This is a genomic window from Brevibacillus choshinensis, from assembly GCF_016811915.1.
In the GTDB taxonomy this organism is placed as follows: Bacteria; Bacillota; Bacilli; order Brevibacillales; family Brevibacillaceae; genus Brevibacillus; species Brevibacillus choshinensis_A.
Genome location: NZ_CP069127.1, coordinates 3725561 through 3751268 on the forward strand (window position 1 = coordinate 3725561; position 25708 = coordinate 3751268).

The 25708-nt window shown below is 53.4% G+C and carries 26 protein-coding genes; 4 read left to right on the plus strand and 22 right to left on the minus strand.

The features are described 5' to 3' along the window. Window positions 1-153: 153 nt before the first annotated feature. Genes recG through sdaAB form a run of 3 tightly spaced genes read right to left on the minus strand, consistent with a single transcriptional unit; the run spans window position 154 to window position 3813 of the window. Window positions 154-2208 carry an ATP-dependent DNA helicase RecG gene (gene recG, locus JNE38_RS18775; protein WP_203255151.1) on the minus strand — a complete coding sequence of 685 codons (2055 nt, stop codon included), beginning with the start codon at window positions 2206-2208 and terminating at the stop codon, window positions 154-156. Then, window positions 2208-3092, minus strand: a complete 885-nt coding sequence (sdaAA, locus tag JNE38_RS18780) for an L-serine ammonia-lyase, iron-sulfur-dependent, subunit alpha (RefSeq protein WP_203255152.1) — start codon at window positions 3090-3092, stop codon at window positions 2208-2210. Before sdaAA ends, recG begins: the two co-directional genes overlap by 1 nt. 55 nt (window positions 3093-3147) lie before the next feature. After that, a complete protein-coding gene (gene sdaAB / locus JNE38_RS18785; RefSeq protein ID WP_203255153.1) occupies window positions 3148-3813 on the minus strand; it encodes an L-serine ammonia-lyase, iron-sulfur-dependent subunit beta in 666 nt (221 codons plus the stop codon). Between the two features lie 213 nt (window positions 3814-4026). On the opposite strand from sdaAB, the gene JNE38_RS18790 reads away from it, so the two are divergent. Next, window positions 4027-4578 (plus strand): GNAT family N-acetyltransferase, encoded by a 552-nt coding sequence (locus JNE38_RS18790; RefSeq protein ID WP_203357638.1) that lies wholly within the window; start codon window positions 4027-4029, stop codon window positions 4576-4578. A gap of 50 nt (window positions 4579-4628) precedes the next feature. Here JNE38_RS18790 and JNE38_RS18795 read toward each other — a convergent pair whose 3' ends face one another. Genes JNE38_RS18795 through JNE38_RS18805 form a run of 3 tightly spaced genes read right to left on the minus strand, consistent with a single transcriptional unit; the run spans window position 4629 to window position 7589 of the window. Further along, window positions 4629-5486 carry a DegV family protein gene (locus JNE38_RS18795; protein WP_203255154.1) on the minus strand — a complete coding sequence of 286 codons (858 nt, stop codon included), beginning with the start codon at window positions 5484-5486 and terminating at the stop codon, window positions 4629-4631. Between the two features lie 22 nt (window positions 5487-5508). Next, the gene (locus JNE38_RS18800) at window positions 5509-7206 is read right to left on the minus strand and encodes a DAK2 domain-containing protein (protein ID WP_203255155.1); all 1698 of its coding nucleotides are present in this window, start codon (window positions 7204-7206) and stop codon (window positions 5509-5511) included. A 17-nt stretch (window positions 7207-7223) separates the two neighbouring features. After that, window positions 7224-7589, minus strand: a complete 366-nt coding sequence (locus JNE38_RS18805; protein ID WP_203255156.1) for an Asp23/Gls24 family envelope stress response protein — start codon at window positions 7587-7589, stop codon at window positions 7224-7226. Window positions 7590-7833: 244 nt separating this feature from the next. Between JNE38_RS18805 and rpmB the strand changes: the two genes are divergently transcribed. Next, a complete protein-coding gene (gene rpmB, locus JNE38_RS18810; RefSeq protein ID WP_005831020.1) occupies window positions 7834-8022 on the plus strand; it encodes a 50S ribosomal protein L28 in 189 nt (62 codons plus the stop codon). Window positions 8023-8120: 98 nt separating this feature from the next. Here the strand turns inward: rpmB and spoVM are convergent, their stop codons facing one another. The 6 genes from spoVM to JNE38_RS18840 all read right to left on the minus strand — a co-directional run bounded on the left by spoVM (window position 8121) and on the right by JNE38_RS18840 (window position 11571). Continuing rightward, complete coding sequence (gene spoVM, locus JNE38_RS18815) at window positions 8121-8204, minus strand: stage V sporulation protein SpoVM (protein ID WP_005831022.1); 84 nt, start codon at window positions 8202-8204, stop codon at window positions 8121-8123. 20 nt (window positions 8205-8224) lie between these two features. Next, complete coding sequence (locus tag JNE38_RS18820) at window positions 8225-8401, minus strand: hypothetical protein (RefSeq protein WP_203255157.1); 177 nt, start codon at window positions 8399-8401, stop codon at window positions 8225-8227. A 215-nt stretch (window positions 8402-8616) separates the two neighbouring features. Further along, entirely contained in the window at window positions 8617-9177 is a 561-nt protein-coding gene (gene thiT / locus JNE38_RS18825; protein WP_203255158.1) for an energy-coupled thiamine transporter ThiT, read from the minus strand. A 133-nt stretch (window positions 9178-9310) separates the two neighbouring features. Next, a complete protein-coding gene (locus tag JNE38_RS18830) occupies window positions 9311-10033 on the minus strand; it encodes an amino acid ABC transporter ATP-binding protein (RefSeq protein ID WP_203255159.1) in 723 nt (240 codons plus the stop codon). Beyond that, window positions 10026-10685 carry an amino acid ABC transporter permease gene (locus JNE38_RS18835; RefSeq protein WP_203255160.1) on the minus strand — a complete coding sequence of 220 codons (660 nt, stop codon included), beginning with the start codon at window positions 10683-10685 and terminating at the stop codon, window positions 10026-10028. The genes JNE38_RS18830 and JNE38_RS18835 overlap by 8 nt, the downstream gene beginning before the upstream one ends. A gap of 58 nt (window positions 10686-10743) precedes the next feature. Next, window positions 10744-11571 (minus strand): transporter substrate-binding domain-containing protein, encoded by an 828-nt coding sequence (locus tag JNE38_RS18840; protein WP_203255161.1) that lies wholly within the window; start codon window positions 11569-11571, stop codon window positions 10744-10746. A gap of 330 nt (window positions 11572-11901) precedes the next feature. Between JNE38_RS18840 and JNE38_RS18845 the strand changes: the two genes are divergently transcribed. Continuing rightward, complete coding sequence (locus tag JNE38_RS18845) at window positions 11902-13032, plus strand: M20 family metallopeptidase (RefSeq protein WP_203357639.1); 1131 nt, start codon at window positions 11902-11904, stop codon at window positions 13030-13032. A gap of 109 nt (window positions 13033-13141) precedes the next feature. Further along, window positions 13142-13567 (plus strand): RDD family protein, encoded by a 426-nt coding sequence (locus tag JNE38_RS18850; protein ID WP_203255162.1) that lies wholly within the window; start codon window positions 13142-13144, stop codon window positions 13565-13567. Between the two features lie 54 nt (window positions 13568-13621). Here the strand turns inward: JNE38_RS18850 and rpe are convergent, their stop codons facing one another. The 10 genes from rpe to coaBC form a co-directional block, all read right to left on the minus strand. Then, on the minus strand, window positions 13622-14269 hold the full coding sequence (gene rpe, locus JNE38_RS18855) for a ribulose-phosphate 3-epimerase (RefSeq protein WP_203255163.1): 648 nt from the start codon (window positions 14267-14269) through the stop codon (window positions 13622-13624). Continuing rightward, on the minus strand, window positions 14263-15153 hold the full coding sequence (gene rsgA, locus JNE38_RS18860; RefSeq protein ID WP_203255164.1) for a ribosome small subunit-dependent GTPase A: 891 nt from the start codon (window positions 15151-15153) through the stop codon (window positions 14263-14265). Before rsgA ends, rpe begins: the two co-directional genes overlap by 7 nt. Before the next feature lie 18 nt (window positions 15154-15171). After that, complete coding sequence (pknB, locus tag JNE38_RS18865) at window positions 15172-17157, minus strand: Stk1 family PASTA domain-containing Ser/Thr kinase (RefSeq protein WP_203255165.1); 1986 nt, start codon at window positions 17155-17157, stop codon at window positions 15172-15174. Window positions 17158-17162: 5 nt separating this feature from the next. Then, the gene (locus JNE38_RS18870) at window positions 17163-17918 is read right to left on the minus strand and encodes a Stp1/IreP family PP2C-type Ser/Thr phosphatase (RefSeq protein ID WP_203255166.1); all 756 of its coding nucleotides are present in this window, start codon (window positions 17916-17918) and stop codon (window positions 17163-17165) included. A gap of 4 nt (window positions 17919-17922) precedes the next feature. Beyond that, the gene (gene rlmN, locus JNE38_RS18875) at window positions 17923-18993 is read right to left on the minus strand and encodes a dual-specificity RNA methyltransferase RlmN (protein WP_203255167.1); all 1071 of its coding nucleotides are present in this window, start codon (window positions 18991-18993) and stop codon (window positions 17923-17925) included. A gap of 201 nt (window positions 18994-19194) precedes the next feature. After that, window positions 19195-20544, minus strand: coding sequence for a 16S rRNA (cytosine(967)-C(5))-methyltransferase RsmB (rsmB, locus tag JNE38_RS18880; protein WP_203255168.1), 1350 nt, complete (start codon window positions 20542-20544; stop codon window positions 19195-19197). Window positions 20545-20547: 3 nt separating this feature from the next. Further along, window positions 20548-21498, minus strand: coding sequence for a methionyl-tRNA formyltransferase (gene fmt / locus JNE38_RS18885; protein ID WP_203255169.1), 951 nt, complete (start codon window positions 21496-21498; stop codon window positions 20548-20550). 6 nt (window positions 21499-21504) lie between these two features. Continuing rightward, on the minus strand, window positions 21505-21981 hold the full coding sequence (def, locus tag JNE38_RS18890; RefSeq protein WP_203255170.1) for a peptide deformylase: 477 nt from the start codon (window positions 21979-21981) through the stop codon (window positions 21505-21507). A 16-nt stretch (window positions 21982-21997) separates the two neighbouring features. After that, window positions 21998-24433, minus strand: coding sequence for a primosomal protein N' (gene priA, locus JNE38_RS18895; protein ID WP_203255171.1), 2436 nt, complete (start codon window positions 24431-24433; stop codon window positions 21998-22000). Further along, entirely contained in the window at window positions 24430-25659 is a 1230-nt protein-coding gene (gene coaBC / locus JNE38_RS18900) for a bifunctional phosphopantothenoylcysteine decarboxylase/phosphopantothenate--cysteine ligase CoaBC (RefSeq protein ID WP_203255172.1), read from the minus strand. Before coaBC ends, priA begins: the two co-directional genes overlap by 4 nt. Window positions 25660-25708 lie beyond the last annotated feature (49 nt).

The window sequence follows — 25708 nt, forward strand, 5'->3', positions numbered from 1 at the left end:
TCTGGAAATTTTTCCTAATGCTGATATTGACGTTGCTACTGCCTGATTCGTTTCGGTGGATACTCAAAATCCGGGCGGCGTCTGTACGAGAAAAAGCCTCCTCTGTTCGTATCAGAGAAGGCTTTACCCTAGCTATGTCGCAGTATTTCGTTTCTAGTCAAAGACGATTCCATCCAGTACGCCTTCACGCTTCAAGTAATCGCGCAGCCAGCGGTACTGATCATCGCGCCAAAAGGCAGAGTCCGCCACGAGCTTGGCAGTCTCCTGGCGAGCCACCTCCAGCGCCTTGTAGTCGCTCAAGAGATCCGCCACTTTAAATTCGGGGAGACCGCTCTGCTTGGTGCCGAAGAAATCGCCAGGCCCGCGAAGCTCGAGATCGCGCTGGGACAGCTCGAAACCGTCCGTCGTCTCGCACATGACACGCATCCGCTCTTTTCCGATTTCCGACTTGGGATCGGCAATCAGCACGCAATAGGACTGCTCAGAGCCGCGGCCTACACGTCCGCGCAATTGGTGCAGCTGCGCGAGGCCAAATCGCTCCGCGTCATAGATGACCATGTAGGTGGCATTCGGCACGTTTACCCCGACCTCGACGACCGTAGTGGAAACAAGTACAGCGTGCTCCCCGGCGAGAAAGGCCTGCATGACCGCATCCTTTTCCTTGGCAGGCAGACGTCCGTGCATCAGACCTACGCCAAACTCGGGAAAAACGTGCGTGAGCTGTGCATGGACGTCAATCGCATTTTGCACGTCCAGCTTTTCGGACTCTTCGATCAACGGACAGATGACGTATGCCTGACGCCCTTTTCGCAGCTCGTCACGCATCTGCTCCAGAACGGCCGGGAACTGATCGTGCTTTTTCCACGTCGTCTCGATCGGCTTGCGACCCGCCGGCATCTGATCGATCGTGGAGACATCCATATCGCCAAACGCGGTAATTGCCAGCGTCCGGGGAATGGGGGTCGCTGTCATGAATAAAACGTCAGGTGACAGCCCCTTGCTGCGCAAAATCCGCCGCTGCTCCACCCCAAAGCGGTGCTGCTCGTCGGTGATGACCAGACCCAGGCGCGAAAAGAAGACATCCTCCTGGATCAAAGCATGCGTCCCGACGATGACATCAATGAGCCCCATCTGCAAGGACCCGATGACCTCACGCCTGCGTTTGGCCGTGAGCGATCCGGACAAAAGCGCCACCTCGATGCCGTACGGAGACAACAGATTGGTCAGGGACTGGACGTGCTGTTCGGCCAAAATTTCCGTCGGCACCATCAGCGCTCCCTGGAATCCCGCTTTGACAGCGGCAATCAGCGCGATGGCGGCGACGACCGTTTTCCCCGAGCCTACGTCCCCTTGCAGCAAGCGATTCATCGCGTGCGGCGCGCGCATATCGTCTAGAATTTCCTTCACGACCCGCTTTTGTGCATCCGTGAGCGGAAACGGCAAAGAAGCAACAAATTGGCGGACCTCCTCCATCGGGATGGACAAGGCCATTCCAGCTGTCTGCTCCCGATTCACACGGCGCAGCGTCTGCATCTTCAGCTGGAATAGGAACAGCTCTTCGAACATGATCCGCCGCCGCGCCTGTCTCCCCACTTCCGCATTGGCCGGAAAATGGATGGTATGAAAAGCCTCGACCCGCGGCATCAGTCGATAGCGCTCCACGATATCGGGAGGCAAAATTTCCGGTATCTCCTGACCGTATTGTCGCAGCGCCAGCTGGATGGTTTTGCGCAGCAGATTGTGCGTGACGTCGCCGCCAAGCGGATAGACGGGTGCCAGCTCGCCGCGTTTGGCGGCCCGCTCCGAATCCACCTCGGTCATTTCATTGACCGTGACCTGCAGCTTGTGCTTGTCCCACTTTCCCGTGAGGAGGATTTCCTTGCCTGGCGACAATCTCGTCTTCACGAACGTCTGATTGAACCAGACCGCAGTGACGACCACCCGATCCATGACTACCTTGACGGAAATGCGAGATTTGCCTTTTCCATAAAAACGAACAGAGGGTTCGCCGTAGACAGTACCTGCCAGCGTGACCCTCTCTCCGTCTTTTACCTCTGTCAAATCACGCACGCGGTAGTCTTCGTACCGAGTCGGGAAGTACTCCAGCAGATCACCTACGCTGTGAATCCCGAGCCCGGCAAAAGCCTTCGCCCGCTCTTCTCCTACCCCGTGCAGCTTGGAGACGGGCGCTTGATAAGCCGTGGTCATTACTTGTCCAACCGAACGCCGAAAATCTTGGCCTCGATTTGGCGCCCTGTCTGAGTCGCGGCCAGTCCGCCCTGAGCCGTCTCCTTCAGCGTCGTAGGCATCGCGCATCCGATCCGGTACATCGCCTCGATGACTTCATCCGTCGGAATGACGCTCTTGATTCCTGCCAAAGCCATGTCAGCCGCAACGGTCGCGATGGCAGCTCCCATCGCATTGCGCTTGACACAAGGCACCTCCACCAGTCCGGCTACGGGGTCACAGACCAGACCGAGCATGTTTTTCAGCGCGATCGCTACCGCTTGCGCCGATTCCTCCGGCGTACCGCCCGCCATTTCTACGATCGCCGCTGCCGCCATCGCAGTCGCCGAACCGACTTCCGCCTGACAGCCTCCTGCCGCGCCGGAAATAAACGCATTGTTGGCGATGCAGTAGCCGATTGCCCCAGCTGCAAACAGGTAGTTCACCATGTCCTCTCGGGACGGCTGCAGCTTGTCAGATACCGCAAACAGCGTTCCCGGAACAATCCCGCAAGCACCTGCCGTCGGCGTCGCCACGATGGTCCCCATCGCTGCATTGACTTCATTCACCGCCACCGACATCGAGACGGCATTGAGGAGCGTCGGTCCCGACAAAAAGGGCTTGTTCTTCATATAATCCTGCAGTTTCTTCGCGTCCCCGCCCGTGAGTCCACTGTGTGAGCGAATGTCTTCCGTCAGACCACGGCGAACCGCTTTTTCCATGACATCCAGATTGGCGTACATTTCCTCCATGATGGCTTCTCGCGTGCGCTGGGATACTTCCATCTCTGCTTCGATCATCACTTGGGAGATTTTCTTTCCCTGTGACTGTGCCAATTCAACCAATTCGGCTACATTGCGAAACATCTCATTGATTCACTCCTCTACTCCCGCTTTTTCGTTTGGGCCATTTCGTCATTCGCTAGTTCAACGAAAGCAAGGATACGTTAAATATATAAGGAATCTGCCGGATCTCTTCCAGCACTTCTGCGGAAACAGGCGCGTCTGTCTCGATTGCCATCAGCGCACGAGATCCTTTGTCGTGACGGGAGACCTCCATCAGCCCCACGTTGATCCGATGCTGGGTCAACACCTTGGCCACAGCAGCGATCATGCCGAAGCGATCCTCGTGCAGCACCAGCATGGTGGGACTGTCAAAGCCCAGCTGCAAGGTGAAGCCATCGATCTCCAACACTTCGATCTTGCCACCGCCGATGGAAACGCCTACTATCTCGATCGATGCTTGATCGTCGGACAGCTTGATGCGGGATGTATTGGGATGCTCGGTCAGGACCTCCGACGTGGTCAAATTCACTTCCATCCCTGCCTTTTCCGCAATGACGAGTGAATTTTTCAACCGCAAATCGGACGTGTCAAAATCCAGAATGCCCGCCACTGTAGCTACGTCAGAGCCATGCCCTTGATACGTCTTTGCAAATGATCCGTAAAAAGTGATCTCCGCTCGCTTTGGCTGTTTGCCGAACAGCTTGCGGGCCACCCTGCCGATGCGCGCAGCACCCGCTGTATGGGAACTGGACGGGCCAACCATGATTGGACCGATAATATCAAATACGCTTTTGTACTTCAACCGTCCTCTCCTCCTGGTACACAAGGGGTTCAACAAGATTCACTCTCATTGTATCCTACCGTCTCTGAAAGCGCTATAGGTTTCCCTTCTAGGCAGACAGTTCGCACAAATCAAAGAAAAACGGGTTGAACTTAGGAGAACGTAAAAACTATAATGATGGGACGCTTCTCTCAATACTTTCAATTTTATACAATTGAAACGGGGTATCGCATGATGTTCATGGACAAGCAAGCGTTTGCGGTAAAGGGACTCGATTATACGATTCGTTCGGCTGTGGAAAAAGATGCAGAAGAATTGTCTGCACTGCGGCTGGTAATTGATGGAGAGACAGAGAATCTGGACAGGGAAAAAGGCGAGGCATTCATCGATCCAGCAGGCTTCGCGAAGCTCATTTCGGAAGATACAGAGAATCCACGGAACCTGTTTTTAGTCGCCGTCGCAAACGATCGGATCGTCGGTTTTTCCCGCTGTGAAGGAAATCAGTTAAGGCGCTCCTCCCATAAAGTCGAATTCGGGGTATGCGTCTTGAAGGAATTCTGGGGCTACGGGATCGGAAAACAGCTATTGCAGCAATCGATTTCCTGGGCGGACGAAAATGGCATCCGAAAAATGACCCTGCATGTGCTGGAAACCAACGAGCCTGCGATTGCCCTCTATCAAAAGCTGGGGTTTGAAATCGAAGGCATTTTAAAACAGGACAAGCTTCTCGCAGACGGCACCTACTATAACACCATCGTGATGGGACGGTTCCATGAGAGTACCTAGCAGCCAGCAAAAAAAGACACTTACCCGCGAGAAGGGAAGTGTCTTTTTTCCTATTCAGCCCTCACCATTAAAACTCCGATAAGGCCAGGTCCCGCGTGTGTTCCAATTACCGGTCCGATCTCCTCCAGGTGAAAGTCGGCAACCTGAAATTCCTGCTTGATGCGCTCCAATATTTCGGCAGCCTGATCGGGAACCGAACTGTGCAGCACTCCGACCTTGACGGGCTTGCCCTGCGCGTACTCCTGGAACGTTTCCAGAACGCGATTGAGTGCCTTTTTGGTGCCCCTCACCTTGTCGAAAGCAGAGACGTAGCCCGCGGGATCCAGAGTCAGGATCGGCTTGATGTTTAGCAGTGAGCCGATGACCGCTGCTGCTCGGCCGATCCGCCCGCCTTTTTGCAGGAATTCGAGCGTATCGACGATGAAGTACACTTGTACCTCATCCAGATAGCGATCGATCATGTCGAGAATCTGCTGCTTGCTTTTGCCTTCCTTGGCAGCCTTTGCGGCATCCACACAGATCATCCCGTGGACATACGAAGCCTTGCGGGAATCGATCACGGTGATGTCGATGCTCTCTTCCAGCATGGACTTGGCGATCATCGCGGATTGATACGTACCGGACAACGAAGCGGACAGCATGATGGCGATGATCTGCACATCTTTCCCATGCTCCTCATAAATCGCCTTGTACGCTTCCGCAAACTCCAGGGGAGAAGGCTGAGAGGTCGTCGGCAGCACGCTCGATTGCTTCAGCTTGTCAAAAAAAGCGGTGGATGTGATAGTGACTCCGTCCAGATAGGTTTCCGATCCAAACATCACCTTCAGCGGCACTGCCACGATCCCCAAAGATTGCCGTACAGACGCATCGATATCAGATGCACTGTCAGTAAGAATCACGATAGGCATTCACGAGCACTCCTCTACACCATTACTCAACCGAAAAGATGAACGGATAAAGCGGCTGACCGCCATCCTGGATTTCCACTTCGACATCCGGATACTTGTCCGCGAGTGCCGCTTCAAGAGCCTCTGCCTGCTCTTCCGTCGCCCCTTCCCCGAGGAACATGGTGACGATCTCAGCGTCCTCGTCCACCATTTCCAAAAGAAGAGCCTGTGCACTTTCCATCAGATCTGGAACAGCGGTGACGATTTCTTTTTCGAAAATCCCGATGTAGTCGCCCTCTTTGATCTCCACATCACCCATGCGCGTATCGCGTACGGCGTGTGTGACCATGCCCGTCTTGACGGAGGCGATGGCTCTCTTCATCGCGCCCTCATTCGCTTCTACCTCTGCAGCCCCATTGAAAGCGACCAACGCGGCCATCCCTTGAGGAATGCTCTTGGTGGGAATGACGGTTACAGAGCCCTCAGCCAACTCGGCGGCCTGCTGAGCAGCCATGACGATATTGCTGTTGTTTGGCAGAATGAAAATTTCGTTTGCATGCAGACCTTCGATGGCCTTCATGAAATCCTCCGTGCTCGGATTCATCGTTTGTCCGCCTTCTACGACTACATGCACGCCCATGCTTCGCAAAATCTTGGCGATACCCTCACCCGCAGCGACCGCGATCAAGCCGTAAGAAAGCGCTTCAGCTTGCGTAGACACAGCGGCAGCCTGATGCGACTTATTCTCTTCCGCTTTGAGAATATTGGCATGCTGTTCGCGCATGTTTTCAATTTTTAGGCGATGAAGGCTTCCGAATTGCTGTGCGTATTGCAGCACGTTGCCCGGATGCTCTGCGTGAATATGTACCTTTACAACCTCATCGTCAGACACGACCAGGAGAGAATCCCCCATCTGGTCCAATTGACTGCGGAAGAGTCCTTCAGAGAACGGCTTTTTATTAGGCTCGGTGCTGTTGGCGATATGTACCATGAACTCCGTGCAATAGCCGAAAGTGATGTCTTCTGTTTTCATATGGATTTGCGCGTGCTGCTCGTGAACGAGTTTGTCCAGATCCGCCTCTTTCATCACTACCTTCGGCTTTTGCTGGATGTCCCCCAGAGACTCACCTCGCAGGGCTCGCAAAAATCCTTCATAGATGAACAACAGTCCTTGTCCACCTGAATCGACGACGCCCACTTCTTTTAGTACAGGGAGCATCTCAGGTGTGCGCAGCAGGGTAGCCTGCGCCTGTTCATACGTTTTTTCCATGACGACGACAATATCCTCCGTCGTGCGAGCGGCACGGACAGCCAGGTCGGCTGCCTCTCGGGCAACAGTGAGAATCGTCCCCTCGACCGGTTTCATGACTGCTTGATAGGCTGAGTCCACCCCGGATTTTAATGCCTCGGCAAACTGGCGAGCGTTGATCAGCTCCTTCCCGTTTACTGCTTTGCTAAAGCCGCGGAACAATTGGGATAAAATGACTCCAGAGTTGCCTCGTGCTCCCATCAATAAGCCCTTGGCAAGTGCAGAAGCCGCTTCTGTGATGCGAGGAGACTCCCTGCGGGAAAGCTCCTCCACACCTGATGTAAGTGTCAAATTCATATTTGTCCCAGTATCTCCATCTGGTACGGGAAAGACGTTCAACCCATCGACCACTTTGACGTTTTCAGACAAAAGGTTTGCCCCCAGGTAAACCATCCGGCTAAAAAGCACGCCATCAAGACGCGTATGTACCAACTGATGTTCCTCCTTAATTATGTATCCCTGTCTGTACGAACTCCCTGCACGAAAATATTCACGGCAGTGACATCGATTCCTACAGTTTGCTCCAAGGTATAACGAACGCGACGCTGTACATTACCCGCGACCTCAGAAATTTTAACGCCATAACTGACGATGATATGCATGTCCAATGTCACTTCACCGTTCTGGTTGTGAACGACGACCCCTTTGCTCAGGTTATCTCGTCCCAGCAGCTCGGCGATTCCATCCTTAAGCGCTTTTCGCGGAGACATACCTACGAGTCCGAAGACTTCCATAGCGGCGCCTCCCGCAATCCGAGCGATCACTTCTTCTGTTACATCTATTTTCCCCAGAGATGTGCTCATTTCCACTGTCATACAAGGACTCCTCCTCTATTCAACAGCTTGATCGCTTTGATAAGCGTAAACATGCTTCATATAATTTTACACTAACATATTGAAGAAATGAAGCGTTTTGTCGAATGACAGAGGAAAGAAGGAAGATAGGGCTTTTCCTCATGTCAAGTATTGCAATTGACAGCATTCGTGTGCTACTATGGTTGAGTATTTGTGTTCCCTTTATCGGGAATTCCGTTTAGATGCAACAAGGAGGTGGATCGTAATGGCACGTCGTTGCTTTGTAACTGGTAAATCTGCTAAAGCAGGAAACGCTCGCTCCCACTCCATGCGCGCAACTCGCCGCACTTGGGGTGTTAACGTACAAAAAGTGCGCATTCTGGTAAATGGTAAACCAAAGCGCGTTTATGTAAGTACACGAGCACTGAAATCCGGACTCGTAACTCGCGTGTAGTATTTTACTACAAAGCGAAAAAAAGCACCCTCGAGGTGCTTTTTTGCATTTCCGACGTTCCATCTTTCCCTCAGGAGGCCGAGGCCGAGGCTACGCCGTCATTTTTTCTTGTTGAATGCCTCTATGATGCCGCGAATCATGCCACCTAGGAACTTCGGCAACTTGATGGTGTAAAACCGCATGCTACCCCTCCTCACCGAAATTACTTCACATGATACAAATACCAGCCCGCCCCCATGAGTGCCAACGATAACAGGCTATACCAAACCCACGGAGGTGCCATGTACAGGAAAATGGTGATACCTCCGACAGCCAACGCAACCCCGAGAACACGTCGCAAGGCGCCCCCCTGTCGCAGGCGATAGGAGCGCAATCCCATTCATACTGCACCTCCTTCAGGTGTTCTCCCAAACGTGCATATTACATCATATTCTGCTGTCGGATAAACATGTATCCTGCCATGCGAAAAAGTAAAAACGAACGACAGAATAGTGCGAGCCCGTACGAATCCCAAGAAAATGGCGTAAAAAAAATCAGGCAACCATTTGCTGCCTGATTACATTATGCACGTTCTCTCGACATTATGCGTGTCCTCTATGCAAGACGGTCACGAGCTGGAAACAGCAGCGAGGATGCGCTGGTGAGCACGACCGTAAGCACCGCTCCCGCAATCACCATCTCGGGCAGCAGGTAGGTGATGTTGTACACGAAGGAATACAAAGCGACAGGCGTCCCCTCCGGTGCATACTGACCAAACCAGACGATTCCGGAGATAAAATGACAGACGAACCTTCCCAGAACCCCGATCAACAGCCCGCTCCACAAGACCATGATACGGCTGGATTTTGATTCAAACCCGGACAAGCGAACAAGCCCCGAAAGGCCCAATGCGGCAAATGCGAGCGGATAATCCAGCAGCAATTGGACTGGGTTCACTACCGTACTGCCAAACAGCAGCTGCAAGATCCCGACTACCAGCCCTGTGACAATCCCGGCAAACAGGCCTCGGCGCACGGCGATCAGGGCGATCGGTACCATCACCAGCGATACAGAGCCTCCCTGCGGCATATCAAACACCTTGATCTGACTGAAAACGAGCGCCAATGCCGCCATCATGGCCATCTCCAGCCATGTCAACAATCGCATTCGATCCAAAACATTCACTCCTTCTATAAAAAATAACAGGTAAATAAAAGCAAGCCCTGCACGGCTGTTATTGATTCTAGCCCAAGCGCAGAAGGCTGTCAAAAAGAAAAGTCGCGACCGCTCATGCAGCCGCGACTCCTTTTTATCGAACTTTCTCCAAAAACTGTTTTGCCCGGTCGCTTTTCGGATTCTGAAAGAACTCCTTCGGCGGAGTCTCTTCGATGATTTGGCCGTGGTCAATGAACAGAATGCGATCAGAGACCTCCTCGGCAAATCTCATTTCATGAGTCACGATGGCCATGGTCATGCCTGTATGAGCCAAGCCCTTCATGACCTCCAGCACTTCCTTGACCATCTCCGGGTCGAGAGCGGACGTGGGCTCGTCGAAGAGCATGATTTCCGGCTCCATGACGAGCGAGCGCGCGATGGCGACCCGCTGCTTTTGGCCGCCGGACAGACGCGACGGATACACATCAGCCTTGTCGGACAGGCCTACACGATTCAGAAGCTCCCTCGCCTTGCTCTCGGCCTGTGCCCTAGACATCCCTTTGACCTTGATCGGGGCATACGTCAAATTGTTCAAGACCGTCATATGCGGAAAGAGATGAAAGTGCTGAAAGACCATCCCGATCTTTTGGCGGATTTTCATGACGTCTGCTTTCGGCGCCGTAATTTCCTGGCCAGCAATGAAGATCGAGCCCGTCGTCGGGATCTCGAGCAAGTTCATGCACCGCAAAAGGGTCGACTTCCCCGAGCCGGACGGTCCGATAATCGCGACCACTTCCCCTTTTGCGATCTCGGTCGACATTCCCTTTAACACTTCGAGCTGGCCAAATGTCTTGGTAATGTTGTCAATCTTAATCACTGCGTCTCATCCTCCTCTCCAGCACACGCGCAAACCATGTCAGGATCATGACCATGACGTAGTAGAGGACCCCGGCAATGATATACGGTTCAAAGTACCGGAAGATCGTTCCCTTCACCACATTCGCGTTTTGCAGAATGTCTGCGAGACCGATCGTGGACACGAGAGCAGATTCTTTCAAGAGTGCGATTGTTTCATTCACCAGCGCAGGCAAGATATTCTTGACGCCCTGCGGCAAAATGATGTCCAGCATCATGCGGCGATACGGAACACCCAGCGCTTTGGCCGCCTCCCACTGCCCTTTGTCCACCGCGAGAATCCCGCCACGGATGGTCTCGGAGATGTACGCACCCGAGTTCAGCGTAAACGTCAAGACTGCCGCCTCCAGCTGGGAGATGTTGTATCCCGTGAGCTGCGGTGTCGCGAAGTAGACAAACGTCAGCTGCAAAATCAGCGGGGTCCCGCGAAAGACGGACGTATACGCAACCGCCAGCCAATTGAGAGGACCGAATTTGGAAATTTTAATGAGTGCCAAAATGGAACCCCAGATGAATCCTAATACTACCGAGAGCAACGTGACGAGTAATGTGACCTTTATCCCCTGCAAAATAAAAGGGATATAGGGCACAATCTGCGGAAAATCCAAATTCATGCCCTTTCCCACCCCTTGCTACCAATCATTGAAAATACATGCGGACACACGGGCCGGGTTACTGTCCGAACCATTTTTTGATCAGCTTGTCCATCTCGCCGTTTTCCTGCATCTTTTTGATCACGTCGTTGAATTCCTTCACATGTGTGGAGCCTTTCGGGAAGGCAACCGCAGAACCGTTTTTCTCATTTGATTCGATGGTAGTGTATTGGAGGCCTGGGTTGCTTTCCACAAAGCCTTTTGCGACGGTATCCTCGAGAATCGCCGCATCCACGCGTCCCGTTTTCACTTCTTCAACGATCTCACCGGTTTTATTCAGCGAGGTGATTTGCAGGCCGGTCGCTGTTTTCGCCAGTTCTTTTGCTGCGGATTCCTGAATGGAGCCGAGCTGTACGGCCACTTTTTTGCCAGCCAATTGGTCCGGCTTCGTCAGATTGCTTTCTTTCTTGGACACGATCGTATTTTTCGCGTCGTAGTAGATCTCGGAGAAATCAACGTTCTTTTGACGTTCTGGAGTCGGGGTCATCCCTGCCATTACGAAGTCTGCACGGTTGGTTTGCAGAGCAGGCACCAAACCGTCAAAGTTCATATCATTGATCTGCACCTCGTATCCGAGCTCTTTTGCAATGTACTTCGCAATATCTACGTCAAAGCCGACGATCTCGTCCTTGCCGCTGGTCAAATCGTGAAACTCGTAGGGCTTGTAGTCAGCAGATGTCGCCATCGTCAGCGTCTTTTTCTCGCCGCTCGGCTGTTCTTGCCCTGCTTGTGGCTGTGCAGGCGCTTGCCCCGCTCCCGATTGATTGCCGGTACCGCAGCCAGCGATCACGGCCGCAGCCAAAAGGGATGTTAGTGCAATCGAAAAGATCGACGTTTGTTTTTTCATTCGTGGTACCCCCATTTAGGATTGTGATGGAATTCAGGTAGAAAATATAGATGCCAAGCCAGAGAGAATTTATATTACTCGACAACTTATATTTATACAGGATAATGATTATTTTAAACAATAGATGAACAATTTCAATCTTTTTTTATCCCAAATTTAAATACCCAATTTACAGAATTTTGTTTACAAATCATTTTACGCATTTTCCCCATCTCTCCCCCTCGCTCCTTTTGTAGTATGTCCCATTTTTAAAAATTGCACTTTTCTCTGGCATAAATTCAGGTAAAGAATTATAGTGCATATGAAATCAACTCGGAGGAGGATACAATGATGGCTGCCACTTGGACATCCCATTTTCAAGATAAGCTCCCTGATATTCTTGCGGAGCTGCGCACCTATGTCGAGATGGAAACACCTACACACGACAAAGAAGCCGTGGATCGACTGGGTGAATATATCGCCGGTCGCTTCCGCTCGCTCGGTTGCAAGGTCGATGTCATCCCGCAAACTACCTACGGAAATCAGCTGCGTGTCGAATACGGAGAAGGCGATGAACAGATCATGGTGCTCGGGCACTTTGACACCGTAAAGGAAGTGGGCACGCTCAAGTCCGAGCCATGGAAGATCGAGGATGGCCGAGTCTACGGACCAGGGACCTATGACATGAAAGCAGGGATTGTCTTCTGCTACTACGCCCTGAAGACGATCGTCGAGCAAAACATTCCTCTGAAGAGCAAGCTCGTCTTTTTCTGGAACACGGATGAGGAGATCGGCAGTGAATCGTCCGAGAAGTGGATTCGCGAGGAAGCGAGGCGGAGTACATGCGCGCTCGTGATCGAGCCTGCCGCAGGAGACGGCTCATTGAAAACAAGCCGCAAAGGCGGCGGCGAGTTCGTATTGAAAGTAACCGGACGTGCCGCCCATGCAGGAAATGATCACGCACTCGGGGTGAACGCGATCGAAGAGATTGCCCACCATGTGCTAGCCATTCAGTCTTTTACCGACTATGAGGCTGGTACGACTCTCTCCGTCGGCACGATTCGTGGCGGCAGCGTCTCCAACGTCGTTCCCGATTATGCAGAAGCGGATATCGATGTCCGCATTAGCACCAGTGAGGAAGCAGAGAGAATCACGACTCTCATGAACCAGCTCACTCCCATTCTGCCCGGCGCCCAGCTGACCGTAGAAGGAGGCATCACCAAGCCGCCTATGGAGAGAACGGCCGGGACAGAGCAGCTGTTTTTGCACGCACAGGCACAGGCGCAGCTGGAAGGCTTCAACCTGACCGAGCGTGGGGTCGGCGGTACCAGTGACGGCAATTTTGCCGCTGACGAAGGGACTTTGACTCTCGATGGATTAGGTCCGGTAGGCGATGGAGCCCACGCCTCCCATGAGCACGTGGTCATCGATGCCATACCGGGCAGAATTGCTGTCCTTCTTCGTTTGTTCAGCAGTCTCTGACCTGCCCGAAAGCTCCACTCCGTCCATGAAGGGCGGAGTTTTCTTTTGCTCTACTTTTGGCAAGCTAGACATAAACTAACCCTATCAAAAGGGAAGGAGCGATAGACACGTGGAGAACGCAAATTCGGCACCAAGCCATGCAGTAGGATTTTGGCGTCGCTTAGGGGCAAGCTTGCTGGATGGCTTGATTATCGGAATCCCTCTCGCCCTCATCTCTTACTTGTTGACTGGCGACACAAAGGGAAATCTGTTTACCAATGTCGTTTCCCTGCTCTACAGCCTGCTCTTACCTGTATTTTGGTACGGGTACACGGTCGGGAAACGAATCATGGGCGTGCGCATCGTCAAACTCGATGGAGAACCGGTGGGATTCGGTACCATGCTGCTGCGTGTGGTCGTCGGCATGTGGCTCATTTATACAGTCACGCTGGGCATCGGAGCCATCATCAGTGCCATCATGGTCGGTGTCCGTGAAGATAAACGGGCGATACACGATCTGGTGGCAGGTACGTACGTCACTTCCAACCAGCCGTAAATGGAGCCAAACAAAAAGGCCACCCCGAGGAAAAAGGGATGGCTTTCGTTATTCCTATCCGCGAATGGCGGCAATCGCCTGAGCACGGTCCTTTTGATTGAAAACAGCGCTGCCCGCAACGAGGACAGTCGCCCCGGCTTCTTCGCACAAACGAGCGGTTTCGGCATTCACTCCGCCGTCAATCTCGATTTCGACGTGACCGAGGCCGCGCTCGTCCAGCATGCGGCGAAGCTCTTTGATCTTTGGAACTACGTTATGGATGAATTTCTGTCCACCAAAGCCCGGGTTGACGGTCATCAGGAGAACCATGTCCAAATCGGTGAGAACATGCTCGAGCGTCGCCAATGGAGTAGCTGGATTCAATACCACGCCCGCTTTGACCCCTTGCTCCTTGATCAGATGAAGCGTACGGTGCAGATGCGGGCACGCCTCCTGGTGCACGGTGATCCAGTCCGCTCCGCTTTTGGCGAACTCGGGAATGTACCGATCCGGATTCTCGATCATCAGATGCACATCGAGCGGCAATTTGGTCACAGGGCGGATGGCATCCACGATGAGCGGCCCAATCGTGATGTTCGGCACGAAATGCCCGTCCATCACATCGACGTGAATCCAATCAGCTCCTCCCCGTTCGACATCCAGTATCTCTTCTCCCAATCTGGCAAAGTCTGCAGACAGGATCGAAGGTGCGATTTTTACCATGGTTTATTCCTCCGTTGATATTCTTTCAGCTCTTCTCGGAATTGCAAGTAGTTCTCGTACCGTTCTTTGCTCACTTCTCCCGTCTCCACTGCTTCCTGAACGGCGCAGGAAGGCTCCGTGACGTGCAAACAACCGCGGAACTTGCAGTCTGCAGCGCGATCTGCGAAGTCACGGAACGCTTCAGCCAAATCCAGTTCCGTCAAATCCATGAATTCCAAGGAGCTAAAGCCCGGCGTATCCGCTACATACCCCCCACCGTCCAGTGGAATGAGCTCAACGTGACGTGTCGTATGCTTACCGCGCCCCAGCTTTTCACTGACATCGCCGGTTTGCAGGCTGGCGCCCGGAAACAGCGCATTGATTAAGGAGGACTTCCCGACTCCGGACTGTCCGGCGAAGACAGAGATCCGATCGTGCAAAATGTCGCGGACCTCTTGAAGCCCCGTTTGCTGCTTCGTCGATGTCGGGATGACGGTATACCCGATCGCCTCGTATTTTCGGGCGATTTCCGCCACCTCTTCTTCGGATACTTGATCCGATTTTGACAGGATGATCACCGAATCGATACCTGCATTTTCGGTATGCACCAGAAACTTGTCCAGCAGCAGCGAGCTAAAGGCTGGCTTGTACATGGAAAAGACGAGCACGGCCTGATCCACATTGGAAATGGGCGGACGAACCAGCTCGCTGGTCCTCTCACCCACCTCCATGACATATCCTTCTTCTTCACTGATGGCATCGTAGACTACCCAGTCGCCTACGAGCGGATTTACTTTTGCTCCCTTTTTCTTGAAAAGCCCACGTGCGCGACAACTGAAAACACGCCCTTCATCGGCGACGTAGTAGAACCCGCTCAAGGCTTTCACAATCCGTCCTTCTGGCATTCATGTCCCTCCACATGCTTATGGCAAGCTGCTGTACGAAATCGGAATGGTCTGGTATTCCACATACTCATTTTTCGTCGGATCTTTCTTAAACACCTTGATCACGGCATCCTTCTGCGGTGACAAGACGACCGGAACATCGTATTCCTTGCTTTCCGTAATCGTCTCTTTGTACATGACTTGGGCATCTCCACGAGAATCATTCACTTCGATTTTGATCTCCGCCGTCTCTCCTGGAACGACCTCTACATATACAGGTGCATTGGCGAGCTTCGCGTCTTGCGGGTATTGACCGTTGCTTACGGTAAGCGGAACCGCGACCCCTTTTTGGACGTTCATGCCCGGATCGTAAGGATGAGTCGAGAGGACTACCCCTGGCTTGTCGTACTTAAAGCTCGGTTCTTCTTTGATCTCCCCGATAGCCAAGCCGAGCTTGAACAACTCCACACGCGCTTGCTCCATTGATTTTCCGGTGACGTCAGGCATTTTCACATAGCCTTTCCCTTTGCTTACTGTTACGCGTACCGCATCTTTTGTCGGATACACCTTTGAATTTGCATCTGGTGACTGGCCGATGACCTCGCCCGCTTCGGCTTTGTCATCCTCGACTTCTTCAAAGGTAATATTCTCTGTCTTGAAGCCCAGTTGCTTCAGCGTCTGCTCCGCGACTGTGCGAGACAGTGACACGAGATTCGGCATGTCGATTGCCTGCTGCCCCTTGCTTACGTACAACGTCACGATCGCATTTTCCTTTAGTCGCATGGGCGGTGCCGGATCCTGCCTGATCACCATTCCCTTTTCGATCGTGTCGTTCGCTTCCTCGACGATTTTTGCTACCAGATTGGCATCCTCGATCTTTTTCTGCGCCAAGCTGACCTCTGTTCCTTCCACATAAGGAACCTGAACCTCCGGCACCGACGGGAACACATTCAGCAGGAAGTTGAACCCAAAGAACGCCAGCACGAGAAACAGGCCGATACCCGCTACCCAAAGAAGCGTCTTCACCCACCACTTTTTCTGTGGCTTTTGCTCCTCCTCTTCTTCCCGCGGCTGCTCGTAGCGGCTTCTCGTTCCGCCCCCCGTGCGGCCATTCCCGTGATTATCGAGCATATCCTGCGTAATGATCGGCACCACGCGAGTCATTTCTTCATCCTCAGGGAATGTCAGCTTTTCTTCGTTCAGGCGCTCTGGAAACAGGCATGTCTCCAAATCTTCGAGCATTTCACGCGCAGACGAATAGCGAAGGAACGGGTCCTTTACCAAGGCCTTGAGAATAACGTTTTCCACACTTTGCGGGATCGCCGGATTCACTTGCCGAGGCTCCGGAAGCGGCTCCTGCAAATGCTTGAGAGCTACTGAAATAGGTGAATCGCCTGAAAACGGCAATTCGCCTGTCACCATTTCATAGAGTACGATCCCCAGCGAGTAGATATCCGACTTCTCGCCGGTAATGCCGCCTCTCGCCTGTTCTGGAGAGAAGTAATGAACAGAGCCGAGCATGGCATTGGTATGTGTAATGGTCGTCGAAGTCACTGCACGGGCGATCCCGAAATCGGTTACCTTTACCCGTCCGTTCTTCCCAATCATGATGTTGTGCGGTTTTATATCCCTGTGAATGATCTGATTTTGATGGGCATGGTCAAGCGCATCGCAAATTTGCTGCGCAATCCTCACCGCTTCTTCTACAGGCAGCGCTCCCCGCTGGATAATGACTTCCTTCAGCGTGTAGCCTTCTATGTACTCCATCACCATGTAATGGGTATCGCCTTCTTGTCCGACATCGTAAACCCCGACCACATTGGGGTGAGACAGGCTTGCAACCGCCTGCGCTTCCCGTCTGAAACGGTTCACGAAGTCTTCATCGCCTCCGAATTGGGAACGCAATACTTTCACCGCTACGGGACGATTCAAAATCAAATCCCTGGCCTTGTATACGATAGCCATACCGCCCCCGCCTACACGGGCTTCCAACTGGTACCGTCCTCCAAGCCGTTGACCTTCCATCTCTCTCACCCCTCTTTCTCACTGGAGTCGGGCACGTTACGGACAGCTACCAGCGTAATATTGTCCTGCCCACCAGCGGCTAGTGCCTCTTGCACCAAGCCGTCTACCTTCTCCTGCAGAGTTATCTTTTTATGTAACCAATCTTCCATAACCGAAGGAGGAACTTTATCGCTCAGTCCATCGGAGCAGATCAAAATGACATCGTCCGGTTCCCATTCAAACTGGTCCAGGTCCACGAGCACATCCGGCTCCGTCCCGAGCGATCGCATGATGACATTGCGATGCGGATGCACGGCGGCTTCCTCCGGTGTGATTTGTCCGCTTTTGACCAGCTCGTTGACCAAAGAATGGTCTTCCGTTTTCATCACCAGACCGTCTGTACCAAATTTGTACAAGCGGCTGTCTCCGATGTGCGCCGTCATGACCGTACTCGGTCCGAACAGGGCAGCAATCGTCGTGGTCCCCATGCCGCTGCACTCCGGGTGTTCCAAGGCGTACTCGTACACTTCCTTGTTGGCAAGGAGGACCGCGTTCATCAGCTGTTCGCGAACGTCCTCCCCATCCAACCCGATATCGATATGACGCAGTTCTTTTACTATTCGCTCAACAGCGAGGCGGCTGGCGATCTCGCCCGCCTCATGCCCGCCCATTCCGTCAGCCAAAACGGCGAGGGCGTGTCCGTTCGCGTCTGCCTCACAGGCATAGTAGTCCTCATTGACGGAACGGACGTGGCCCACATGGGATTTCATTGCAATTTCCATGGTATCACCCCACGGTTTCTTTAGCGTGTTGTGCTCTCAGCTGACCGCATGCAGCAGCAATGTCACTGCCGTGCTCCCGTCTGATCGTCACATTGATTCCCTTGTCCTCTAAAATGCGCTTGAATTGGAAAATCTCATTTCGCGGGGTACGGACGTAATCTCGCTCCGGCACGTAGTTCACCGGGATCAGATTGACGTGGCAGAGCATATCTCCAATCAGCGCTGCCAGCTCCTCCGCATGCTCTGGCTGATCGTTCTTGCCGCCGAACAGACCGTATTCGAAGCTGATCCGACGACCGGTTTTGTTGATATAGTGACGGCATGCCTCCATCAGCTGAACAAGAGGGAAGCCGCGGTTGATCGGCATCAGCTGCGTTCTCAGCTCGGTGTTTGGAGCATGCAGAGAAATGGCCAGGTTCACTTGCCCGCCTCGCTCAGCGAACTCATAGATTTTCGGCACGATCCCACTGGTGGAGACGGTGATATGTCTTGCACCGATGTTCAAGCCGCGATTGTCGTTGATGACGGATAGGAAGGCCATGAGGCTCTCGAAGTTCTCAAATGGCTCCCCGATTCCCATTACGACCACATGGCTGACGCGTTCTCCCTCTGCATCGAGCTTGCGCTGCGCCATCAATACTTGGGATACGATTTCACCCGCATCCAAGTTACGCTTCAGACCACCCAGAGTGGATGCGCAAAATGTGCATCCGATCCGGCAGCCTACCTGCGTCGTCACGCAAATGCTGTTGCCGTAGCTGTGACGCATGATGACCGTCTCGATGGCGTGTCCATCCACCAGCTGGAACAAAAACTTGATGGTCCCGTCCTGGGATTCCTGGTGGGTAATTTCTTTCAGCGGATCCATTCGAAACGTATCCGCGAGCTTTTGGCGCAATTCTTTGGACAGGTTGCTCATCTCTTCAAAAGAAGTCACGCGCTTCACATACAGCCAGTCAAAAATCTGCTGCGCCCGAAATGCTTTATCTCCTGCTTCTACAAGCCATTGTTTCATTTCGTCTTGGGTCAAACTGTAAATAAGCGGCTTGGCGCTCGTAAATGTCGTAAGTGGCATTGCTGTCTTCACATCCTCAAATTCATTGCTAACAACTTTCGGTCATTCTATCATTGTACCTTGCAATGCGCCTCGCTTCAAACGGTTTTGGCATCTATCCTAGAAATGCGTCACTTTTCCTAGTGTAAACAAATCCGAACGAGTGCAAACAACGAGAAAGGAGCAGCGTCATCCCGCAAAGGCGCGCCACTCCTTTTTTTCTCAGCCGATACGTCGCAGTCGTGCAATAAAGAAACCGTCACTGTCAAAATGATGCGGTAAAATCTGCACAAAGGCCCCCGATTCGTCTGCCTTGTCCCTGACAGCCTCAGGCAAATCATCCCTCAGCGTCGCATCCAGCACAAACTCCGGATGCTTGTCTACAAAGCGACGAACCATATCCTGATTTTCCATCGGTTCAATGGTACACGTACTGTACACCAATGTCCCTCCAGGAGCCACCATTGCGGAGAGGCTCACCAGCAGCTGATATTGCAATTGGGCAATCGAGCGAACGTCTTCCGGCGACTTGTTCCACTTCAAGTCAGGCTTGCGGCGAATGACCCCAAAGCCTGTGCAAGGAGCATCCAGCAAAATCCGATCAAAGGTGCCCAGCCCTTTGTCAGGGAGATCAAGCGCATCGCCGACAACAGGCTCGATGATGGAAATTCCCAGGCGCTTCGCCGTGCTGGTGATCAGCTCCCGCTTGTGGGGATGAACATCATTGGCGATAATTTCACCGCGATTGCCCATCACCTCAGCCAGATGCGTCGTCTTGCCGCCAGGGGCTGCACAGGCATCCAGCACACGCATTCCCGGCTCAGGGGCTACGGCAGACGCCACGAGCATGGAGCTTTCATCCTGCAGCGTGCAGTAGCCTTCCTTAAACCAGCGCGTACCTGCTGCATGTCCACCATTCATAAGAAGAATGCCTTGGTCGCTTAGCGCAGAAGGCTTTGCATCCATTCCTTCTTCCTGTAGTTTTGCAGCTAGCTCAGCCTTCGAGATTTTTAACGTGTTTACACGTACAGACGTATGCGGAGCCCTGTTGTTCGCTTCGCAAATCGCCTTTGTCTCCTCTTCACCGTAGAGCTTGACCCACTGGCGAACGAGCCATTCCGGATGAGAATGGGTGACGGCGATTTGCTTTGCCTTATCGCCTTTTGGCACCCGATCCCACACGTCAGGCTGACGCAAAGCATTGCGCAGCACGCCATTCACCATCGAAGCGATCCCTTGATGTCCTCTTCGCTTGGCGATTTCTACCGCTTCATGCACAGCGGCGCGCTCAGGGATTCGATCGAGATAACGGATTTGGTACAGGCTGAGCAGCAAGAGATTGCGCACCCAGGTCTGGACTTTTTTTCCGCCCACAAACTGCGACAAGACAAAATCAAGCGTCAGTTTGCGCTGAATCGTACCGTAGACGAGCTCGGTTACCAAGCCAGCATCAACGGAACTGATGTCAGAGCGATCCAGAACGTTCCTGAGCTCGAGATTGCTATACGATTTATGTTCCTCGACCCGATTCAGTACATCCAGGGCGAGATCACGAGCACCTTTTTTTGCCACGGGCTACTCTCCTACCTTTGTGCCGATTTCAATGCTGTTGCCCGCTCCGCGTAAAAAGTCGAGAGCGCTCATTCGTTTTTTCCCCTCTGGCTGCAGCTCGGTGATTTTGACGGACCCAATGCCGCATGCTACGACCAAGCCATCTTCTTCCTTGGCGAGGATCGTACCTGGCTCTTTCCCGGTGCTGTCAGCAGATTGCTTTTCCACCCACCAGACTTTCCAGACCTTACCGCCGTGAGTGGTAAAGGCTACAGGCCAAGGATTGAGGCCGCGCACCTGGTTGTAGATTTGTTCTGCGCTGCGTGCCCAGTCGATCCGCTCATCCGTACGCTTGATGTTGGGAGCAAAGGTAGCTGCCGCATGGTCTTGCGCTTCTGCTGCAAGCTCACCCGCGAGCAAACGCGGAACGGTATCGATCAGCAGGGCTGATCCAGCCGCCGCCAGCTTGTCATGCAGCGTCCCGACCGTGTCGCGCTCCTCGATGGGAACGACGACCTTGGAGAGCATGTCCCCGGCATCAAGCGCCTCCACCATGTACATGATGGTCACACCGGATTCCTTTTCGCCTTCCACGATCGATTTGTGAATCGGTGCGCCGCCGCGGTATTTCGGCAGCAGCGAGGCGTGCACATTGATGCATCCAAAGCGTGGTGCATCGATCAGACGCTTGGGCAGGATTTGTCCATAAGCTGCCGTCACGATCAGATCCGGTGCGAGGGCGATCACCTCGTCCAAGGCAGCTTCCTGTTTGATTTTTTCCGGTTGCAGGACCAAAAGACCATGACGCAAAGCCGCCTCCTTGACGGGCGGCGGCGTCATGACTTGCTTGCGTCCTACCGGGCGATCGGGCTGGGTAACCACACCGACCACATTGTAGCCTTCCTTCAGCAGTGCCTCCAGGCTGGAAACAGCGAAGTCAGGCGTACCCATGAATAAAACGCGTGCATCTTTCAAAATGGATTATTCCCCTTCCTCATCCGGGCTTACTTGATACACCTTGTCTGCCACATCGATGAACAGAACGCCGTTCAGGTGATCAATTTCATGCTGGGAGCAGCGGGAGAGCAAATCATCTGCTTCCAGCTCGATTTCATTGCCAAAGCGGTCTTGACCGCGCAGCTTGATCCATTTGTGACGGCGCACATCCCCGCGCAGGCCCGGGATGCTCAGGCATCCTTCTGGATAGTCAAATTGCTCGCCTTTGAAGTCCACGATTTCCGGATTGACGATCTCGATCAGGCCATCTCCGCAATCCATGACAATCACGCGTTTGGAAATGCCTACCTGCGGTGCTGCAAGGCCTACCCCGTCAGCATCGTACATGGTATCAGCCATATCATCCAGCAGCTTGTGCAGGTTGGAATTGAATTTGGTGACCACGATCGCTTTTTCACGCAGGATCGGATCTGGATGTTTCACGATTGTGCGAATTGCCATTTGATTAGTATCCTCCCTAAAGCAGTACGTACGGATCAACGTCAATCGTCATGAGTACTTTCTGCTGTTTGTTCCATTCTTCAAACGCCGCTGTAGCCTGTGCAAGCAAGGCAGACAGCTTAGGTTCATCCCGATATTTTAGCATGATCTGAAAACGAAATCTATCCTTCACCCTCGCAATGGGCGAAGCGACCGGGCCCAGCAATATCGTCGTCTCCGCCAGACGCTGGCGCAAGTAATCGGCCATCGTGTGGGCTCCCCGGACGACAACCGGTACGTCCTCGTGGCTGAAGGTGATCAGGACCAGGCGGAAATAAGGCGGATAACCGGTTCTTCTGCGCTGGAGCATCTCATCCTGGTAAAATGCCGGATAATCATGCCGCGTCGCGTGCACGATGCTGTAGTGCTCGGGCGTGTAGGTCTGGATGACCACATCCCCTTCCAGCTCGTGCCTGCCCGCCCGTCCGCCGACCTGTGTCAACAGCTGAAACGTTTTTTCTGCCGCACGAAAATCGGGTAAATGGAGCGATGTGTCTGCGGCAATGATCCCCGCTAGCGTCACACGTGGGAAATCCAGCCCTTTTGCAATCATCTGTGTCCCCAGCAGAACATCACCCTGTCCCGCCCGGAATTTATTTAGCAGCTCTTCATGGGCGCCTTTTCGGGAAGTCGTGTCCACATCCATGCGTATGACGCGAATCCCCGGGAACAGCTTCGCCAGCTCTGCCTCCACCTTTTGCGTGCCTGTCCCAAAGAATCGGATGTGCTCGCTTTGGCACTCCGGACAATGGGCCGGCTGGGCGATCGTGTACCCGCAGTAATGACAGCGGGCAGTGTGGTTCGTCTTGTGGTACGTAAGGGAAATATCGCAATGAATGCAGCGCATGGTATAACCGCAAGAACGGCACATGACAAAGGTAGAGAAGCCCCGGCGGTTGAGGAAAATGACCATCTGCTCCTGTTTGACAAGCCGATCCTCGATCATCTCATGGAGCTTTCTACTAAACATCGAGCGATTTTCGGACTGGAGCTCTTCTCTCATGTCAACCACGTGGACACTCGGCATCGGTCGGTTTCCTACACGCTCTGGCATCTCCAACAGCGTGTAGCGCCCTCTCGTAGCCAAAGCGTACGTTTCCAGTGCAGGAGTGGCGCTTCCCATAAGCAGGACGGCATGATTGCGCTTCGCCCGCCACAACGCCACTTCACGTGCATGGTAGCGAGGGGTTTCCTCCTGTTTGTACGAGGTTTCATGCTCTTCGTCAATGACGATCAGCCCGATATTTTGGAATGGGGCGAAGATCGCCGACCGGGCACCGACAACCACTTTTACCTGCTTGCGGATAATTTTACGCCATTCGTCGAACTTCTCTCCCTGGGACAGGGCACTGTGCAAGACGGCTACATCGGCTCCGAATCGTCCTTTGAAGCGTTCGACCATCTGCGGTGTCAAGGAAATCTCCGGAACGAGAAAAATGGCTTCCTGCCCCTTTGCCAGCGTCTGCTCGATCGCCTCCAGATACACTTCCGTCTTTCCGCTTCCGGTTACGCCATGCACCAGAAAGGACGCGTAGCTCTGGCTCTGAATGGCTTGCAGAATGGGTGAGAGAACCTGCTCTTGCATCGGAGTAAATACTGGTTTGGCTTTTTCCGCAAAGCGCCTGTTGGCGTAGGGATCGCGATATACCTCGACCTGCTCGATCGCCAGCCAGCCTTTCGCCTCCAGACTTTTGAGCGGAGAACGCGTAATGCCCCATTCGTCCTTCAGCATCTGGATGGAAAACGACTGACCTTCATGCTGCGAAAACAGCTCGAGCACACGGCGCATTTGTTCCGCCCGAGCAGGCAGGGACGCTGCGGCCTCTGCCAGCTGAGCCGGGCCAAGCAGACAGCGAACGAACGATTGCTGTTTGCGGGTAATGCGGTCTTTGACCTGATATTCCGTCGCCAAAAGCCCGCTGCGAATCCACCCCGGCACGAGCAGGAACTCCTCGGGAAACTGCTTCTCCACCTCTGCCAGCGGCAAATGCCGTTTGCGATGAAGCTCCCAGAGCAATCCTGACCCTCCGCACGTCTCTTCGTCCAGATCATCCGTTGCCGTCAGCCATTTTTCCGCCTTCCCTTTTAAGACAGCAGGCAGCATCGCCTGTACGGCTGTCACCCAAGGACACAAATACTGTTTGGACATCCACTCGCTCATGTCCAGAAGCTCCGGAGTCAGCGGCGGTGTATCATCCAGCACCTGTTCGACATCTTTCAAGCGATGGTTGTCCGCAAAATCGGCGTCATTTTCAGAAACGCCAACCACATACCCCTGAAGCTTGCGTGGACCAAACGGAACCACGACGCGGCTGCCTACCTGAATCAAAGGGCACAGCCACGCAGGCACCCGGTAATCGAAGGGCCGGTTCGTTCGATTTACCGGCACGTCCACGATGATTTGCGCGATCATGACAGCTCGGACAGCGGACGCTTGGCCAGCTTCAGCAGTACCGCATCAAACAGCTTATCCGCTACGTCGCGCTTGCTCAATTTCTCGAGGTCAACCTGTTCTTTGGCCCTTGTCAGGAGGGTGACGATATTCGTATCGCTGCCCATTCCCGCGCCCTCTGTCAACACGTTGTTCGCCACGATCATGTCGAGATTTTTTCTCTCCAGCTTGTCCTGTGCATGCTTGATCACGTCCTGTGTCTCAGCTGCAAATCCGACCACAAACTGCTTGGTTTTTCTCTCCCCGATCGTCCTCAGAATGTCCGGCGCTTTATCCAGCTCCAGGACCAGCGGCCCATCGCCCTTTTTCATCTTGTGTTCCTGCACGGTTTTCGGTCGGTAATCGGATACTGCTGCGGACTTCACGACAATGTCGCTGGCTGGCAAATGCTCCATCACCGCATCGAACATCTCCTGAACCGATTCCACGGCTACAAACTGGACACCAGCCGGTTTCGGCAAAGCAGTCGGACCACTCACCAGCACCACCTGTGCCCCTCGGTCTCTCGCCGCCTCTGCGATGGCGTACCCCATCTTCCCTGATGCATGGTTGGTGATGTAGCGAACCGGGTCGATTTTCTCGCGAGTCGGCCCCGCTGTGACCAGGACCCGTTTGCCCTGCAAATCTTGCGTCCGTGACTCTGCAAAAAAGGCAGCCACAGCCTCCACGATCTCCTCCGGCTCCACCAGTCGCCCTTTGCCGATCCAGCCACAAGCCAAAAGGCCGACTCCTGGTTCCACAAAGCGATAGCCGTATTCCGCAAGCCTTTCCATATTCGCACGCACCGCTGGGTGATCGTACATGTTGACGTTCATCGCGGGAGCCACCATGACAGGCGCTTTTGTCGCGAGCAAAATCGTCGTGAGCATTTCATCCGCGATGCCGTTTGCCATTTTTCCGATGATGTTGGCAGTTGCAGGCGCGACCAAAACCAGATCGGCCTTGTCCGCCAATTCGATATGGCTGATGACATGCGGATCCGGTTCCTGAAAGGTATTTGTATAGACGTGTTGATGAGACAGGGCTTGAAATGTAGCTGGCTGCACAAACTGGAGCGCATTTTGAGTCAGTACGGCATTCACGATGGCGCCGGCCTGTGTCAGCTTGCTCGTGAGCGCCGCAGCTTTATACGCTGCAATGCCTCCTGAAATGCCTAGCACAATTCGTTTTCCTGCGAGCGATTGCATTCGCTTCTCTCCTCTCTTCCCTTTCGTAGAAAACTAGGCTGCGCAAAAG